General features: G+C 70.6%; 14 protein-coding genes. 8 read left to right on the top strand and 6 right to left on the bottom strand.

Annotated features, from left to right (window positions below; translation table 11 throughout):
• Positions 1-28 precede the first annotated feature (28 nt).
• Positions 29-730 (bottom strand): class I SAM-dependent methyltransferase, encoded by a 702-nt coding sequence (locus tag MQN93_RS42740; RefSeq protein WP_037782927.1) that lies wholly within the window; start codon positions 728-730, stop codon positions 29-31.
• A gap of 83 nt (positions 731-813) precedes the next feature.
• Positions 814-1,410: a DUF3043 domain-containing protein gene (locus MQN93_RS42735; RefSeq protein ID WP_242713756.1), complete on the bottom strand. Its 597-nt coding sequence runs from the start codon at positions 1,408-1,410 to the stop codon at positions 814-816.
• 306 nt (positions 1,411-1,716) lie between these two features.
• Between MQN93_RS42735 and MQN93_RS42730 the strand changes: the two genes are divergently transcribed.
• The 5 genes from MQN93_RS42730 (at position 1,717) to MQN93_RS42710 (ending at position 8,222) form a co-directional block, all read left to right on the top strand.
• On the top strand, positions 1,717-2,481 hold the full coding sequence (locus tag MQN93_RS42730; protein ID WP_037782928.1) for a PspA/IM30 family protein: 765 nt from the start codon (positions 1,717-1,719) through the stop codon (positions 2,479-2,481).
• Positions 2,482-2,512: 31 nt separating this feature from the next.
• The gene (gene pspAA, locus MQN93_RS42725) at positions 2,513-2,791 is read left to right on the top strand and encodes a PspA-associated protein PspAA (protein WP_037782931.1); all 279 of its coding nucleotides are present in this window, start codon (positions 2,513-2,515) and stop codon (positions 2,789-2,791) included.
• A 107-nt stretch (positions 2,792-2,898) separates the two neighbouring features.
• Complete coding sequence (locus tag MQN93_RS42720; protein ID WP_242713755.1) at positions 2,899-4,119, top strand: sensor histidine kinase; 1,221 nt, start codon at positions 2,899-2,901, stop codon at positions 4,117-4,119.
• 143 nt (positions 4,120-4,262) lie between these two features.
• Complete coding sequence (locus tag MQN93_RS42715; protein WP_242713754.1) at positions 4,263-4,946, top strand: response regulator; 684 nt, start codon at positions 4,263-4,265, stop codon at positions 4,944-4,946.
• A gap of 156 nt (positions 4,947-5,102) precedes the next feature.
• Positions 5,103-8,222, top strand: coding sequence for an efflux RND transporter permease subunit (locus MQN93_RS42710; RefSeq protein WP_242713753.1), 3,120 nt, complete (start codon positions 5,103-5,105; stop codon positions 8,220-8,222).
• 72 nt (positions 8,223-8,294) lie between these two features.
• On the opposite strand, the gene nadA is transcribed toward MQN93_RS42710, so the two are convergent.
• On the bottom strand, positions 8,295-9,479 hold the full coding sequence (gene nadA / locus MQN93_RS42705) for a quinolinate synthase NadA (protein WP_242713752.1): 1,185 nt from the start codon (positions 9,477-9,479) through the stop codon (positions 8,295-8,297).
• A 241-nt stretch (positions 9,480-9,720) separates the two neighbouring features.
• Here nadA and MQN93_RS42700 point away from each other — a divergent pair, with 241 nt between their 5' ends.
• Positions 9,721-10,077, top strand: coding sequence for a HesB/IscA family protein (locus MQN93_RS42700; RefSeq protein ID WP_016435777.1), 357 nt, complete (start codon positions 9,721-9,723; stop codon positions 10,075-10,077).
• Between the two features lie 81 nt (positions 10,078-10,158).
• Here MQN93_RS42700 and MQN93_RS42695 read toward each other — a convergent pair whose 3' ends face one another.
• Both MQN93_RS42695 and MQN93_RS42690 read right to left on the bottom strand, forming a co-directional pair.
• A complete protein-coding gene (locus tag MQN93_RS42695; RefSeq protein ID WP_242713751.1) occupies positions 10,159-11,991 on the bottom strand; it encodes a hypothetical protein in 1,833 nt (610 codons plus the stop codon).
• 179 nt (positions 11,992-12,170) lie between these two features.
• Positions 12,171-12,386, bottom strand: coding sequence for a hypothetical protein (locus MQN93_RS42690; RefSeq protein ID WP_242713750.1), 216 nt, complete (start codon positions 12,384-12,386; stop codon positions 12,171-12,173).
• 143 nt (positions 12,387-12,529) lie between these two features.
• Here MQN93_RS42690 and MQN93_RS42685 point away from each other — a divergent pair, with 143 nt between their 5' ends.
• Complete coding sequence (locus tag MQN93_RS42685) at positions 12,530-13,504, top strand: carbohydrate kinase family protein (protein ID WP_016435781.1); 975 nt, start codon at positions 12,530-12,532, stop codon at positions 13,502-13,504.
• Between the two features lie 19 nt (positions 13,505-13,523).
• Here the strand turns inward: MQN93_RS42685 and MQN93_RS42680 are convergent, their stop codons facing one another.
• Positions 13,524-14,900, bottom strand: coding sequence for a cysteine desulfurase/sulfurtransferase TusA family protein (locus MQN93_RS42680; protein ID WP_242713749.1), 1,377 nt, complete (start codon positions 14,898-14,900; stop codon positions 13,524-13,526).
• 261 nt (positions 14,901-15,161) lie between these two features.
• On the opposite strand from MQN93_RS42680, the gene ctaC reads away from it, so the two are divergent.
• Entirely contained in the window at positions 15,162-16,124 is a 963-nt protein-coding gene (ctaC, locus tag MQN93_RS42675; RefSeq protein ID WP_016435783.1) for an aa3-type cytochrome oxidase subunit II, read from the top strand.
• The last annotated feature ends 95 nt before the right edge of the window (positions 16,125-16,219 follow it).

Raw genomic sequence — 16,219 nt, 5'->3', positions numbered from 1 at the left:
CGGCTCGCGGTGCTCGCCCGAATGGGGCTCAGCCGCGCACCCCGCACAGATGCAGCAACGCCGCCACCCCGCGGTAGGGATCGGTCCGCCCGGCCCGCTCCTCGGCCGCCAGCAGCGCCTCCAGGTCGTCCGGGAGCTCCGCCCCGTCCGGTGCGGTGTCGGTGAACACCCGCACGCCGTACCAGGCGTGCAGGGGCGCCGCGATCCCGGCGAGCGTCGCCGTCAGCGTCCGGAGCCGGTCGGCCCGTACGTCCAGGCCGAGGCGGTTGGTGTAGGCGACCGTGTCGAAGGCGCCCAGCGCGCCCGACCAGTCGCCGGACAGGCCGGGCCGCATCGCCAGCGCGTCGCCGTTGCGCACGAGCAGCGACAGCAGCCCGCCGTGTGCGAGCATCCGGGCCAGCCCCGCCACCAGCGGATCCGGCTCCTCGACGTACATCAGCACCCCGTGGCACAGCACCACGTCGAAGCTGCCCGGCAGGAAGTGCACCCCGGTGTCCCGGCCGTCGCCCTCGATGATCCGCATCCGCTCCCGGATGCCCTCGGGCTCACCCGCGAGCGCCCTGCGCGCCGCCGCGACCATCGTGGCGTCCTGCTCCAGACCGGTCACCTGGTGCCCGGCCCGCGCCAGACGCAGCGCCTGGGTGCCCTGCCCCATGCCGACGTCGAGCACCCGCAGCCGCTGCCCGACCGGGAAGCGTGCCGCTATCTGCTCGTCCAGCTGCCGCGCCACCAGCTCCTGGCGTACGACATCACGCAGACCGCCCACCTTGCTCAGCCAGGCGTCTGCCGCGCCCCCGGAGAACGACGTCGTGCTCAGGGCCGCTCTCCGCGCTTGACCTGCGGCTTCGGCAGCCGGAGCCGACGCATCTGGAGGGAGCGCATCAGGGCGTAGCGAGTGGCGCCCTTGGTGTTCTGGTCGGGGAAGCGCTCGGCGAGCTGCTTCCTGAGCCGGACGGTGCTGACGATCGCGTCGAGCACGATCAGCACGATCACGACGAGCCAGAGCAGCAGCGCGATGCTCTGCAGCGCACCCACCCGGACCATGCTCAGCACGAGGATGACCACGGCCATCGGCAGGAAGAACTCCGCGACGTTGAACCGCGAGTCGATCCAGTCCCGAGCGAACTTGCGCACCGGCCCCTTGTCGCGGGCGGGCAGATAGCGCTCGTCACCGCCTGCGAGCGCCTGGCGCTGCCGCTCCATCGCGGCGCGGCGCTCGTCACGCTGACGCTTGGCGGCGTCCTTGCGCGTCATCGAGGTGTTGGCGACGCTACGGCGCTGCGACTGGGCCTCACTGCGCTTGGGCGTGGGGCGGCCCTTGGGGGCCTGCGGATCACGGGTCTGCTTGGAGTCGGTCATCCCCACCTTGGCGGCGGGGGCCTTCTCTTCCTTGGCACGGCTACGGAACACAAAACCCAAGGGTACGGGGTGGCCGGGGTTGGACCCCAGCCCCGCGGGGAACGATCCGGCAACGCCAGTCGTCAGTTAAGGGGCAGAGGGGACGTTGTGCACCACTGCGGTTCCCTGGGGGGCCACCTACTCCCTACGCCGGATCGGGAACGGCAGCAGTCGTCCTTGCGGATGAGCGCATCCGTCCCCGAACAGTGCGTCAATGGATGCAGGGCCCGTACTGTGGGTTCTGTCGCAGAGCTGGAGCCGGAGTCGGTCAGAAGGGGGCGCGCGAAGCCCATGAGCGGTGTCATGAAGCGTATGGGGATGATCTTCCGCGCGAAGGCGAACAAGGCCCTTGACCGGGCCGAGGACCCGCGCGAAACCCTCGATTACTCGTACCAGAAGCAGTTGGAGCTGCTGCAGAAGGTGCGCCGCGGTGTGGCGGACGTGGCCACGTCCCGCAAGCGCCTGGAGCTGCAGCTGAACCAGCTGCAGTCGCAGTCCACCAAGCTGGAGGACCAGGGCCGCAAGGCGCTCGCGCTGGGCCGTGAGGACCTCGCCCGCGAGGCGCTGTCCCGCCGTGCCGCGCTCCAGCAGCAGGTCACCGACCTCGAGACGCAGCACGCGACGCTCCAGGGCGAGGAGGAGAAGCTCACCCTGGCGGCCCAGCGGCTGCAGGCCAAGGTCGACGCCTTCCGCACCAAGAAGGAGACGATCAAGGCCACGTACACCGCGGCCCAGGCCCAGACCCGGATCGGGGAGGCCTTCTCCGGCATCTCCGAGGAGATGGGCGACGTCGGCCTCGCGATCCAGCGTGCCGAGGACAAGACGGCGCAGTTGCAGGCCCGCGCCGGCGCCATCGACGAACTGCTCGCCTCGGGCGCCCTGGACGACCCGTCCGGCATGCACAAGGACGAGATCCAGGCCGAGCTGGACCGGATCTCCGGCGGTTCGGACGTGGAGCTGGAGCTGCAGCGCATGAAGGCGGAGCTCGCCGGCGGCTCGTCCCAGCAGGCGATCGAGGGCGGTACGGGGCAGGCTCAGTCCCAGCAGCAGCCGACGGACACCCCGCGCTTCGACAAGCAGTAGGGGCCACGCCTAGGAGGCCGACATGGGCGACATGGTCGTGAGGATCATGGGGGAGGGGCAGGTGAGGCTGGCCGAGAGCCACCTCACCGCACTCGACAAGCTGGACGACGAGCTCCTGCGCGAGATGGAGAACGGCGACGGCCCGGGCTTCCGCAGCACCCTGCAGGCCCTCCTCGCCAAGGTCCGCGAACTGGGCGAGCCCCTGCCCGACGACTCCCTGGAGCCGTCCCAGCTGATCCTGCCGTCCTCCGACGCGACCCTGGAGGAAGTGCGGGAGCTGCTGAGCGACGACGGGCTGATCCCGGGCTGACCGCTCCCGGGGGCGCAGGCCCCCGGTCACGCCGGCGCCCGGTCACGCGGGGCCGCAGGGCACCACCACTGGTACCGGCGCCGGGACCACCCCCGTACTGTCGAAGCGTGAGCACACTCGACCGCACCAGATGCCGGCTGAAGGCCCATCCGCTGGCACTGGACGCCACCCTCGCGGCCGGCGTGCTCCTGTGCATGGTGGCCGGTTCCTTCGTGGACCCGAACGACCCGCACGGCATCGCCTGGGGCGTCCGCACCCCCGACCCGCTCGCCCTGGTCCTGATGACCCTCGGCGCCCTCGCCCTGGTCTTCCGCCGCCGTGCCCCGCGGACGGTCCTCGCCCTCACCGGGACCGTCTCCGTCGTCGAGTGCGTCGTGGACGACCCCAGGGCACCCGTGGCGATGGCCGCGGTGATCGCCCTGTTCACGGTCGCCGCCAGCACCGACCGGCTCACCACCTGGCGGCTGGGCCTGCTGACGATGACCGTCCTCACCGGGACCGCCATGCTGGCCGGTCCGCTGCCCTGGTACGCCCAGGAGAACCTGGCGATCTTCGCCTGGACCGGTATCGGTGCCACCGCGGGTGACGCAGTGCGCAGCCGGCGTGCCGTCGTCCAGGCCATCCGCGAGCGCGCCGAGCGGGCCGAGCGCACCCGCGAGGAGGAGGCCCGCCGCCGGGTCGCCGAGGAGCGCCTGCGCATCGCCCGCGATCTGCACGACGTCGTCGCACACCACATCGCCCTGGTCAATGTGCAGGCGGGCGTGGCCGCGCATGTCATGGACAAGCGGCCCGACCAGGCCAAGGAGGCCCTCGCCCACGTCCGCGAGGCCAGCCGCTCCGCGCTCAACGAACTGCGCGCCACCGTCGGCCTGCTCCGCCAGTCCGGCGACCCCGAGGCGCCCACCGAACCCGCCCCCGGCCTCGACCGCCTCGACGAACTCGTCGGCACCTTCCGCAGCGCCGGACTGCACATCGAGATCGCCCGCGCCGACCAGGGCACGACGCTGCCCGCGGCCGTCGGCCTGGCCGCCTACCGCGTCATCCAGGAAGCCCTGACCAATGTGCAGAAGCACGCCGGTACGGACGCCAAGGCCGAGGTCAGCGTCGTACGGGTCGGCCCGAACATCGAGATCACCGTCCTCGACAACGGCTCCGGCGAGGACGACGAACCCGTGAGCGGCGGCGGCCACGGACTGCTCGGCATGCGCGAACGCGTCACCGCCCTGCGCGGCACCCTCACCACCGGCCCCCGCTACGGCGGCGGCTTCCGCGTCCACGCAATCCTGCCGGTCAAGACCCGCTCGCGGGCGGCGGAGGACGCCGTCTGACCGAGGCGTCAAGACCCGCTCGCGTGCTGCCGAGGACGTCGTATGACCGGTCCGCGGAACTTCTGCGCACCCCGCGGAAGTTGTCGTAGGACACCGCGAACCCACACCGGAAACCGCGTACCCGCGCCGCAAAGGACCCCTGCATGACGATGATCCGTGTCCTGCTCGCCGACGACCAGGCACTGCTGCGCAGTGCGTTCCGTGTGCTCGTCGACTCCGAGCCGGACATGGAGGTCGTAGGCGAGGCCTCGGACGGTGCTGAGGCGGTGCGGCTGGCCAAGGAGCAGCGGGCCGACGTCGTGCTGATGGACATCCGGATGCCCGGCACCGACGGCCTCGCCGCCACCCGCATGATCAGCGCCGACCCCACCCTCGCCCATGTCCGCGTGGTGATCCTGACGACCTTCGAGGTCGACGACTACGTGGTCCAGTCGCTGCGCGCCGGCGCCTCCGGCTTCCTCGGCAAGGGCAGCGAACCCGACGAGCTGCTGAGCGCCATCCGGATCGCGGCCGGCGGCGAGGCCCTGCTCTCCCCGGCCGCCACCAAGGGCCTGATCGCCCGCTTCCTCGCCCAGGGCGACACGGACGACGGCCGCGACCCTGCCCGCTCCGAACGGCTCGACGCCCTCACCGTCCGCGAGCGCGAGGTCCTGGTCCAGGTCGCCGGCGGCCACTCCAACGACGAGATCGCCGAGCGCCTGGAGGTCAGCCCGCTCACCGTGAAGACGCACGTCAACCGCGCCATGGCCAAGCTGGGCGCCCGCGACCGGGCCCAGCTGGTGGTGATCGCCTACGAGTCCGGGCTGGTACGTCCGAGGGTGGAGTGAGCTCTACCCGGCCGTACTGCACCCGGAGTATGCGCCGGATAAGGAAATGGACCTGGGGCTTACGGATCACCTCACGGCGATGGCTCAGGGTGTAGGGGCGGGCGCTCACCTGTGCGCCGCCGATTCCCGCCGCTCACCGAAGAGAGACCCTCACCCATGTCCTGGCTGTCCAGGTTCAGCCTCGCGCAACGGGCCCTGATCGGGCTGATGTCCATCATCGCGCTCGCCTTCGGGGCGATCGCGATACCCCAGCTCAAGCAGCAGCTGCTGCCCTCCATCGAACTGCCCATGGTGTCCGTCCTCGCGCCGTACCAGGGCGCGTCCCCGGACGTGGTCGAGAAGCAGGTCGTCGAGCCCATCGAGGACAACCTCGAAGCCGTCGACGGCATCTCGGGCGTCACCTCCACGGCGAGCGAGGGCAACGCCGTGATCATGGCGTCCTTCGACTACGGCAACGACACCAAGCAGCTCGTCGCCGACGTCCAGCAGGCCGTCAACCGGGCCCGCGCCCAGCTCCCGGACGACGTCGACCCGCAGGTCGTCGCCGGCTCGACGGACGACATCCCGACCGTCGTGCTCGCCGTCACCTCCGGCACGGACCAGCAGGCCCTCGCCGACCGGCTGGACCGTACCGTCGTACCGGATCTGAAGGACATCGACGGCGTCGGCCGCGTCACCGTCGACGGCGTGCGCGACCTCCAGGTCTCCGTGACGCCCGACGACAGGAAGCTGGCGGCGGCGGGGCTCTCCGCGCAGGCGCTGTCGCAGGCCCTGCAGGCGGGCGGCGCGACCGTCCCCGCGGGCTCCTTCGACGAGGACGGCCACAACCGCACCGTCCAGGTGGGCGGCGGCTTCACCTCGCTGCAGCAGATCGAGGACCTGATGGTCACGGGCCAGGGCGCGGGCAAGCCCGTACGCCTCGGCGACCTCGCCACGGTGAAGCAGCAGCAGGCCCCGGCCGACTCCCTCACCCGCACCGACGGCAAGCCCTCCCTCGCCGTGATGGTCACCATGGACCACGACGGCAGCGCGGTCGCCATCTCGGACGCGGTCCAGGACAAGCTCCCGGACCTGCGCAAGGACCTGGGCTCCGACACGAAGATCACGGTCGTCAGCGACCAGGGCCCGGCGGTCTCGAAGGCCATCAGCGGCCTGACCACCGAGGGCGGGCTCGGTCTGCTCTTCGCGGTCCTCGTCATCCTGGTCTTCCTCGCCTCCGTGCGCTCCACGCTCGTCACGGCGGTGAGCATCCCGCTCTCGGTCGTCCTGGCCCTGATCGTGCTGTGGACCCGTGACCTCTCGCTCAACATGCTGACGCTGGGCGCCCTGACCATCGCCATCGGCCGGGTCGTCGACGACTCGATCGTGGTCCTGGAGAACATCAAGCGGCACCTCGGCTACGGCGAGGAGCGCCAGGAGGCCATCCTCAGGGCGGTCCGCGAGGTCGCCGGCGCGGTCACCTCCTCCACCCTCACCACGGTCGCCGTCTTCCTGCCGATCGGCCTGGTCGGCGGCATGGTGGGCGAGCTGTTCGGCTCGTTCAGCCTGACGGTGACGGCGGCCCTGCTGGCCTCGCTCGTGGTCTCGCTGACGGTCGTGCCGGTGCTGTCGTACTGGTTCCTGCGCGCCCCCAAGGGCACGCCCGCCGACGCCGACGAGGCCCGCCGCAGGGCCGAGGAGAAGGAGGCGAGGAGCCGTCTCCAGCGCTTCTACGTCCCCGTCCTGCGCTTCGCCACCCGGCGCCGGCTGACCAGCGTGCTGCTGGCGATCGTGATCCTGGTGGGCACGTTCGGCATGGCGCCGCTGCTGAAGACCAACTTCTTCGACCAGGGCGAGCAGGAAGTCCTCACCGTCAAGCAGGAGTTGAAGCCCGGCACCAGCCTGGCGGCCACCGACGCCTCCGCGCACAAGGTCGAGCGCCTGCTGGCCGGCATCGACGGCGTCAAGGACTACCAGGTGACGGTCGGCTCGTCCGGCTTCATGGCGGCCTTCGGCGGCGGCACGGACACCAACCAGGCCTCGTACCAGGTGATGCTGGACGACAAGGCCTCGTACGAGGACGTGCAGAACGCCATCGAGTCGGGTCTGAAGAAGCTCTCCGGCGTCGGCACGACCACCGTCTCGGCCGGTGACGGCTTCGGCGACCAGGACCTGAGCGTCGTCGTGAAGGCGGCCGACGCGGCCGTGCTGAGCAAGGCGTCGGAGCAGGTGCGGTCCGCCGTGGCGAGCCTCGACCATGTCACCGACGTCAGCAGCGACCTCTCGCAGAGCGTGCCGCGCATCTCGGTCAAGGCCAACTCCAAGGCGGCAGCGGCCGGTTTCGACGACCAGACCCTCGGCGCGGCCGTCGCCCAGGCGGTCAAGGGCACCACCGCCGCCAAGGCGGTCCTGGACGACACCGAGCGCGACGTCGTCATCAGGTCGGCGAAGCCGGCCACGACCCTGGCCCAGCTGAGGAACCTTCCGCTCGGCCCGGTGAAGCTCGGTGACATCGCCACCGTGAAGCTGGTCGACGGGCCCGTCTCCATGACCCGTATCGACGGTCAGCGCGCGGCGACCATCACCGCGCGGCCCACCGGCGACAACACGGGCGCGGTGAGCACCAAGCTGCAGTCGAAGATCGACGCCCTGAAGCTCCCGGCGGGTGCCACGGCGGAGATCGGCGGCGTCTCCTCCGACCAGGACGACGCGTTCAAGAACCTGGGCCTGGCGATGCTCGCGGCGATCGCGATCGTCTTCATGCTGCTGGTCGCGACCTTCCGCTCGCTGGCCCAGCCGCTGATCCTGCTGGTCTCCATCCCGTTCGCGGCCACGGGCGCGATCGGCCTGCTGGTCGCCACCGGCACCCCGATGGGCGTCCCCGCGATGATCGGCATGCTGATGCTGATCGGCATCGTGGTGACGAACGCGATCGTGCTGATCGACCTGATCAACCAGTACCGCAGGCAGGGCCACGGCGTCGTCGAGGCCGTGATCGAGGGCGGCCGCCACCGGCTGCGCCCGATCCTCATGACGGCCCTGGCGACGATCTTCGCCCTGCTCCCGATGGCCCTCGGCGTCACCGGCGAGGGCGGCTTCATCGCCCAGCCGCTGGCCGTGGTCGTCATCGGCGGTCTGATCACGTCGACCCTGCTCACCCTGCTCCTCGTCCCGACGCTCTACGCGATGCTGGAGCTCCGCAAGGAGCGCCGCGCGAAGAAGCGCGCGGCCAAGAGGCAGGCGAAGCAGGACAAGCAGGAGAAGCCGGAGCAGACGCTGGAGCCGGCCGGCGTCTGAGCAGCGCTCACCCACACGCGAGGCCCCGGCCGCTCAGGCGGCCGGGGCCTCGGTCTGCGTCGTGCGAAGGCCCTACGGCAGGGCGAGCATCCGCTCCAGCGCCAGCTTCGCGAACGCCTCCGTCTCCTGGTCGACCTCGATCCGGTTGACCAGGTTGCCCTCGGCCAGCGACTCCAGGGCCCAGACCAGATGGGGCAGGTCGATGCGGTTCATGGTCGAGCAGAAGCAGACCGTCTTGTCGAGGAAGACGATCTCCTTGCCCTCGGGAGCGAAACGGTTCGCCAGCCGGCGTACGAGATTGAGCTCCGTGCCGATGGCCCACTTGGAACCGGCGGGGGCGGCCTCCAGGGCCTTGATGATGTACTCGGTCGAGCCGACGTGGTCCGCCGCGGCCACGACCTCGTGCCGGCACTCGGGGTGGACCAGGACGTTCACGCCGGGGATGCGCTCGCGCACGTCGTTGACCGAGTCCAGCGAGAACCGGCCGTGCACCGAGCAGTGGCCCCGCCACAGGATCATCCGCGCGTCGCGCAACTGCTCCGCCGTCAGCCCGCCGTTGGGCTTGTGCGGGTTGTAGACGACACAGTCCTCCAGGGACATGCCCATGTCCCGCACCGCCGTGTTGCGTCCGAGGTGCTGGTCGGGCAGGAACAGCACCTTCTCGCCCTGCTGGAAGGCCCACTCCAGTGCGCGCTGCGCGTTGGAGGAGGTGCAGATCGTGCCGCCGTGCTTGCCCGTGAACGCCTTGATGTCCGCGGAGGAGTTCATGTACGACACCGGCACGACCTGCTCGGCCACGCCGGCCTCGGTCAGCACGTCCCAGCACTCGGCGACCTGCTCGGCCGTGGCCATGTCGGCCATGGAGCACCCGGCGGCGAGGTCGGGCAGGACCACCTTCTGCTCGGCGGAGGTGAGGATGTCGGCGGACTCCGCCATGAAGTGCACACCGCAGAACACGATGTACTCGGCCTCCGGACGCGCCGCCGCGTCCCTGGCCAGCTTGAAGGAGTCACCCGTCACGTCGGCGAACTGGATGACCTCGTCGCGCTGGTAGTGGTGGCCGAGCACGAAGACCTTGTCGCCGAGCTTCTCCTTGGCCGCGCGGGCACGGGCCACGAGATCGGGGTCGGACGGCGAGGGCAGGTCACCGGGACACTCGACGCCGCGCTCGCTCTTCGGGTCGGCCTCACGGCCGAGGAGCAGCAGGGCAAGGGGAGTCGGCTGTACGTCGAGCTCCGGGGTCTGGGCGGTGGTCACGACACGCACCCTTTCTACTTTTCGTCGAATTGACGTTATCTATCATAACCCGGTTCACGTCAGTTTGACGATGGTCATAGCGTCGATGTGACGTGAATCCCGATGAGGCGTTTTCCGCTTCCCTGCCCGTGTGCGAGCATGAAGAAGGAGCCGAAGTAAGGCGCCCGGCCCGGAATGAATCCGCGGCCTTGCCGGTTGCACAGTCGGCAAGCAGTCTCCGTACAACCCGGGAGAGATGTAGATGTCCGTATCGGACGAGACCACCACCGTCACCGACGGCATCATCCTGACCGACGCCGCCGCGTCGAAGGTCAAGGCCCTGCTCGACCAGGAAGGGCGCGACGACCTGGCCCTGCGCGTCGCCGTCCAGCCCGGTGGCTGCTCGGGTCTGCGCTACCAGCTCTTCTTCGACGAGCGTTCCCTCGACGGCGACGTGGAGAAGGACTTCGGCGGCGTGAAGGTCGTCACCGACCGCATGAGCGCTCCCTACCTGGGCGGCGCCACGGTCGACTTCGTGGACACGATCGAGAAGCAGGGCTTCACGATCGACAACCCGAACGCGACCGGCTCCTGCGCCTGCGGCGACTCCTTCAGCTGAGCCGCACGACCCACTGAACAGGCCGAAGGCGGCGGCCCCCTCCGACGGGGCCGCCGCCTTCGCGTCTTCCGGCGCTCGGGACTACTGCACCCCGGTCGTACGGGGCAGCCGTGCCCCCTTCTTCAGCTGCGGGATCTGCTTGCCGTTCGAGCCCACGACCTTGCGGTCGCCGAGCGGCTTCTCCAGCTGCACGGTCTTCTCGAACTCCTTGGCGATCTCGATGCAGACCTTGCCCTTCCAGGGCTTCTCGGTCACCTTGACCGTCACCGCGCCCGCGCTCTCGCTCGCGGTCACCTCGTAGTCGGCGCACACCCCGCCCGTGAAGCCCACGGTCAGCTCGTCGCCCTCGGCCGTGTAGCCGTCCACCTTGACATCACGCGTGGCCGGCGCCGCGGTGGGCTCGTCGCCCGGCGAGGTCGCCGACGGTGTGGGCGTCGCGTTCGAGGCCAGATACTTCGGGTCCACGGCCGGATACGTCACCGTGAAACCGCTCGGCGTGCCGGCGCCCTTCACCTGGAACAGCCAGGACGGCACCAGCGCCTGCCGCCCGCCCACGGCCCGCGCGGCCAGCCCGAACACCGCGTCCTCGACCGTGACGGTCTGTTTCGGCGCCGCGCTCGGCGTCGACTGCCCGCACGGCTGCTCCAGCCGGTCCTTCAGCGGTACGGGGCTGGCGCAGCCGCCGATGCCCATGCGGTGGTCGGTCGTGGGCGCCGAGTTCATCAGCTCCAGCGTCTTCCGCGCGTCCAGCACGGGATAGGTGTCGCTCTTCACCGGTGCCTTCAGCTGACCGGTGCCGCCGACCACCTCGCCCTGCGCGCTCACCGTCAGTCCGGTCGACCAGCCGTACGTGGGCAGCCCGCCGACCAGCGGGTTGGCGTTCACCGCCCGCTGGGCACCCATGACCTGGCTCGCGTCCACCTTGGCGTCGTCCTGGCCGACCGCCTTCAGCACCGGCGCGGCGGCCTTCTTCGCGGCGGCCTCGCTCACGGTGGCACCGGCCGGGTTCGCGGGGTCCTTGGTCGGGCCCTTGGTGCACGTGGCGATGCCCTGGCAGTCGTCGGTGCCGGCCGCGTAGCGGCGGAACGTCCAGGTGCCCGGCGCCTGCTTGTCCACCACCAGGCTCGGCCCCGACCCGTCCTTGTCGGGCCCGACCTGCCAGGACTGTCCCCGCACCACCGGAGTCCCGGTCAGCCCGAGGGCCTTCGCCAACCGCGTCACCTCGCCCTTGCCGACCTCGCCCGCCGCCCGGTACACGGGCGCGGAGCCGGGGCCGTCGGGCAGGGTGCCGGCCACCTCGTACGTCACGCCGTACGGGTTCGGCTCCCCGGGTGCGATGCCGGGCGAACCGCCCTGGGAGTAGCCGTCGAGGGCGAGCGGCGGGGGAGTGCGGCCGTCACCGGACGCCCCCGAGCCCGCCCCTCCGCCGGACCCGCCCGAGGCCCCGGTGGCCAGATAGGCACTACCGCCGCCCACAAGCAGTACGGCCGCAGCCACGGAAGCGATGAGCACGGGCGACCGCCGCCGGGGGCGCACCTCCGGCTCGACCTCGTGGGGGCCGGGGACTTCGGCGGGGTCGGGAGCTTCGGCGGGAGCGGATGCTGCGGCTACGGCGTCGTCGTCGGCACCGGCGTGCTCGTCGCCGTCGGGTGTGACACCGGCGTGCTCGTCGCCGCCGCGCGTCGCATCGCTGTTCCCGGCGCCGCCCTGCTCGGCATCGTCGCGACCGGCCTCCGCCCGCCCGTCGTCGTCGCGGCCGGCTTCCGCCCGCCCGCCCTCGTCCGTTCCCTCGGCAACCGCAGCCGCCCCGTCGTCCTCCGCCTCCGCGCTCGGGTCACCCGCAACCGCAGCGGTCGCGTCGTCCCGCTCGTCCGCGGAGTCGGCGGCGTCGTTGTCGGGTCGCTCGGTAGTCACCGCATCGCTCCTTCTGCTGCACAGCTGTCCTGCGACCCTGACCCGGCCCTGTCAAAACGGGCCGCTGGAGGGTCGTATCGCACATCCCCCCGACGGGGGACGGCGATGGGACGCAGCGGAGGAGCGCACGGTTCCATCGAACGAACCGGGCACACGAGCCGAGCAGAGTTCCGTCGCGTTCAGTCTCCGTAGTCGGACATCGCCTCCAGCAGGCCGGCCGATTTCGGCGGCACGGTCACGCCGTGGATGCGTGAGGGGGAGACCGGAAGGGAAACGTTCCGCTCGGGAGGGGCCCAGTGGGGGACCATCCGGACGCAGTCGCCGCGCAGCGACGCGAGGTCGCCTTCCAGATCGACCGGGGCCGGGGCCGGGGCATGAACCTCGAGGTTCGTCATAGCGGCACCGTATGCACGTCGGGCCCCGCGAAGAAAGATCTACTATCGGGTAGTTTCAGACACTTCCAAGCCCCCCTTCAGCCCCCCGCACCGACCCGGTAGCGTGAACTGTCAATCCGTCTCCCCTCAGGAGAGTCCTAGCCGTGCGCATCGCAGTCACCGGCTCCATCGCCACCGACCACCTCATGACCTTCCCAGGCCGCTTCGCCGACCAGTTCGTCGCGGACCAACTGCACACGGTCTCGCTCTCCTTCCTGGTCGACAACCTCGACGTACGCCGTGGCGGCGTCGGCGCCAACATCGCCTTCGGCATGGGGCAGCTGGGCACCCGGCCGATCCTGGTCGGCGCCGCCGGCTTCGACTTCGACGAGTACCGCGCCTGGCTGGAACGGCACGGCGTCGACACCGACTCGGTCCGTATCTCCGAGACCCTGCACACCGCCCGCTTCGTGTGCACCACCGACGCCGACCACAACCAGATCGGCTCGTTCTACACGGGCGCCATGAGCGAGGCGCGGCTGATCGAGCTGAAGACGGTCGCGGACCGCGTCGGCGGCCTCGACCTGGTCCTGATCGGCGCCGACGACCCGGAGGGCATGCTCCGGCACACCGAGGAGTGCCGCTCGCGCCGGATCCCGTTCGCCGCGGACTTCTCCCAGCAGATCGCCCGGATGAACGGCGACGAGATCCGGATACTGCTGGACGGCGCGACGTACCTCTTCTCGAACGAGTACGAGAAGGGCCTGATCGAGTCCAAGACCGGCTGGAGCGACCCCGAGATCCTCGCCAAGGTCGGCACCCGGGTGACCACGCTCGGCTCGCGCGGCGTCCGCATCGAGCGCGAGGGCGAGGACCCGATCGAGGTCGGCTGCCCCGAGGAGGAGCGCAAGGCCGACCCCACGGGCGTCGGCGACGCCTTCCGTGCCGGCTTCCTCTCGGGCCTGGCCTGGGGCGTCTCGCTGGAGCGCGCCGCGCAGGTCGGCTGCATGCTGGCGACCCTCGTCATCGAGACGGTGGGCACCCAGGAGTACCAGCTGCGCCGCGGCCACTTCATGGAGCGCTTCAGCAAGGCCTACGGCGACGAGGCGGCGTCCGAGGTCCGCAAGCACCTCGGCTGAACCGGCACCGTCCAGGGGATCAGCTCAGCCGGCGGACCAGATAGGCCGTTCCGCGGTCCGCCGGCTCCTCACCCACGTACTCCTGCTCGCGCATGTCGCACCACGCCGGGATGTCGAGGCGGGCCGCCGTGTCGTCGGACAGGACACGGACCAGCGCGCCGACCGGTACGTCGCCGATGACCTTGGCCAGCTCGATGACGGGGATCGGGCAGCGCTTGCCGAGGGCGTCGACGACCAGGACGTCCTGACGCACGGTCGCCGCCGGGGCCGGCGCCCCGAGCTTCTCCCGCACCCCCGCCACGGCCCCCGGCAGCACCTCCAGGAACCGCTCGACGTCCTCCGCGGCCGTTCCCGCGGGCAGCGAGACCCGCACATTCCCCTCACTCAGCACCCCCATCGCCTTCAGCACATGGCTGGGCGTCAGCGTGCTGCTCGTACAGGACGATCCGGACGAGACGGAGAAACCCTCCCGGTCCAGCTCGTGCAGCAATGTCTCTCCATCGACATAGAGACAGGAGAAGGTGACGATCCCCGGCAGCCGCCGCTCCGGATCCCCGACCACCTCCACGTCCGGCACCAGCCGCGGCACCCGCTGCCGGATCCGCTCCGTCAGCTCCCGCAGCCGTAGCGCCTCTTGCTCCGCCTCCGCACGCACCGCCCGCAGCGAGGCGGCCGCCGCCACGATCGCCGGAAGGTTCTCGAACCCGGCGGCCCGCCCCGACTCCCGCTCGTCCGCGGGCCCTTGCGCGGCGAACCGCACGCCCTTGCGCACGACCAGCAGCCCCACGCCCGAGGGCCCGCCCCACTTGTGCGCGCTCGCCGTCAGCAGCGACCAGTCGCCCCCGACCGGCCCCCATCCCAGCGACTGCGCCGCATCCACCAGCAGCGGCACCCCGGACTCCCGGCACAGCGCCGCCACTTCGGCCACGGGCTGCTCGGTGCCCACCTCGTGGTTGGCCGACTGCAGACAGGCCAGCGCGGTGTCGGGGCGCAGAACGGCGGCGTACGACTCCGGCGCCACCCGCCCCCGCCGGTCCACCCCGACCTGCGTGACGCTCCCGCCGCCGGCCTCATGCGTGTCAGCCGCATGGAGCACCGAGGAGTGTTCGACCGCCGACACGATCAGGTGACGCCCGATCCGGTGACGCCCGGCCAGCGCCCCCGCGATCCCCACATGTACGGCCCGCGTCCCGGACGACGTGAACACCAACTCGTCCGCCCGGCACCCCACCCCCTCGGCCGCCGCCTCCCGCGCCGCATCCAGCAACATCCGCGCCCGCCGCCCCTCCCGGTACAACCGAGCAGGATCGGCCCACCCCTCATCCAACGAGGCCAACAGCGCCTGCCGCGCCACAGGATGAAGAGCCACGGCGGAAGCAGCATCGAAATAGGACATACGCCAACGGTAAGACGAGGGGCCACTGCAGCAGCTCTTAAGGGGCGCGGGGAACTGCGCGACCAGCCACAAACCACCCGCAGCCGCCAATTCAGCGAACCCCCCTGCCCACTAGGCCCCCCTCCCCGCGAACCCTCGGAGAGCGTCGGCTAGGGTTTGGTCCGCATAAACATCCAAACCCCTGCCCGACGCAGGGCGGCGACCGACCACCGAGAAGGCCGCAGCCAATACGCGCGGGCGAGACTCTCGGGAAGGCGCTACGTGAGTCCCAACGGCTCCGACCGCTCGCCGCGGCGCCCGATGCGGCGGAAGCTGCTGCAGGCAATGACCGCGGGCCTGGTCCTGGCGACCGCCACCGGTTGCACATACAAGGACTTCCCCCGCCTTGGTATGCCCACCCCGACCACGGAAGAGGCTCCGCGGATCCTCTCCCTGTGGCAGGGTTCCTGGGCCGCCGCGCTCGCCACCGGCGTGCTGGTGTGGGGCCTGATCATCTGGAGCACGATCTTCCACCGGCGCAGCCGCACCAAGATCGAGGTTCCCCCGCAGACCCGGTACAACATGCCGATCGAGGCGCTGTACACGGTCGTTCCGCTCGTCATCGTCTCGGTGCTGTTCTACTTCACGGCCCGCGACGAGTCGAAGCTGCTCAGCCTCACGGACAAGAAGCCCTCGGTCACCGTGAACGTCGTGGCGTTCCAGTGGAGCTGGGGCTTCAACTATGTCGCGCCGGTCGCCGGTTCCACCGGTGACGCGAAGACCGACAAGAACCTGGCCGCCATCCCGGACCGGTTCAAGAAGGACTTCCCGGCGAACGCCGGCGGTGTCTACGACGTCGGTACGCCCGCGACGAAGAACCCGCAGACGGGTAACCCGGGTCCGACGCTGTGGCTGCCGAAGGGCAAGACGGTCCGCTTCGTGCTCACCTCGCGCGACGTCATCCATGACTTCTGGGTGCTTCCGTTCCTGATGAAGATGGACGTCGTCCCGGGCCACACCAACTCCTTCCAGGTGACTCCCAACCGTGAGGGCACCTTCAGGGGCAAGTGCGCCGAGCTCTGCGGCGTCGACCACTCCCGGATGCTGTTCAACGTGAAGGTCGTCTCCCCCGAGCGCTACGAGCAGCACCTCAAGGACCTCGCGAAGAAGGGGCAGACCGGTTACGTTCCCGCCGGCATCGCGCAGACGAGCCACGAGAAGAACCGGGAGACGAACAACCTGTGAGCATCCTCAACGAACCCCAGGGTGCCGCGGCAGCTGAGGGACACTACTCAGACGAGCTGCCGGTCCGGCGCAAGCAGCCCGGCAATGTCGTGATC

The sequence above is a fragment of the Streptomyces spinosisporus genome, from assembly GCF_022698145.1.
In the GTDB taxonomy this organism is placed as follows: domain Bacteria; phylum Actinomycetota; class Actinomycetes; order Streptomycetales; family Streptomycetaceae; genus Streptomyces; species Streptomyces spinosisporus.
This window is presented reverse-complemented; position numbering and strand designations above follow the sequence as displayed.

What these genes read in the sequence shown, in the direction of transcription:
- MQN93_RS42730 (WP_037782928.1), top strand. Translation starts at nt 1,717, where the DNA reads ATGATCTTCCGCGCGAAGGCGAACAAGGCCCTTGACCGGGCCGAGGAC.
- pspAA (WP_037782931.1), top strand. Translation starts at nt 2,513, where the DNA reads ATGGTCGTGAGGATCATGGGGGAGGGGCAGGTGAGGCTGGCCGAGAGC.
- MQN93_RS42715 (WP_242713754.1), top strand. Translation starts at nt 4,263, where the DNA reads ATGACGATGATCCGTGTCCTGCTCGCCGACGACCAGGCACTGCTGCGC.
- MQN93_RS42710 (WP_242713753.1), top strand. Translation starts at nt 5,103, where the DNA reads ATGTCCTGGCTGTCCAGGTTCAGCCTCGCGCAACGGGCCCTGATCGGG.
- MQN93_RS42700 (WP_016435777.1), top strand. Translation starts at nt 9,721, where the DNA reads ATGTCCGTATCGGACGAGACCACCACCGTCACCGACGGCATCATCCTG.
- MQN93_RS42690 (WP_242713750.1), bottom strand. Translation starts at nt 12,386, where the DNA reads ATGACGAACCTCGAGGTTCATGCCCCGGCCCCGGCCCCGGTCGATCTG.
- MQN93_RS42680 (WP_242713749.1), bottom strand. Translation starts at nt 14,900, where the DNA reads ATGTCCTATTTCGATGCTGCTTCCGCCGTGGCTCTTCATCCTGTGGCG.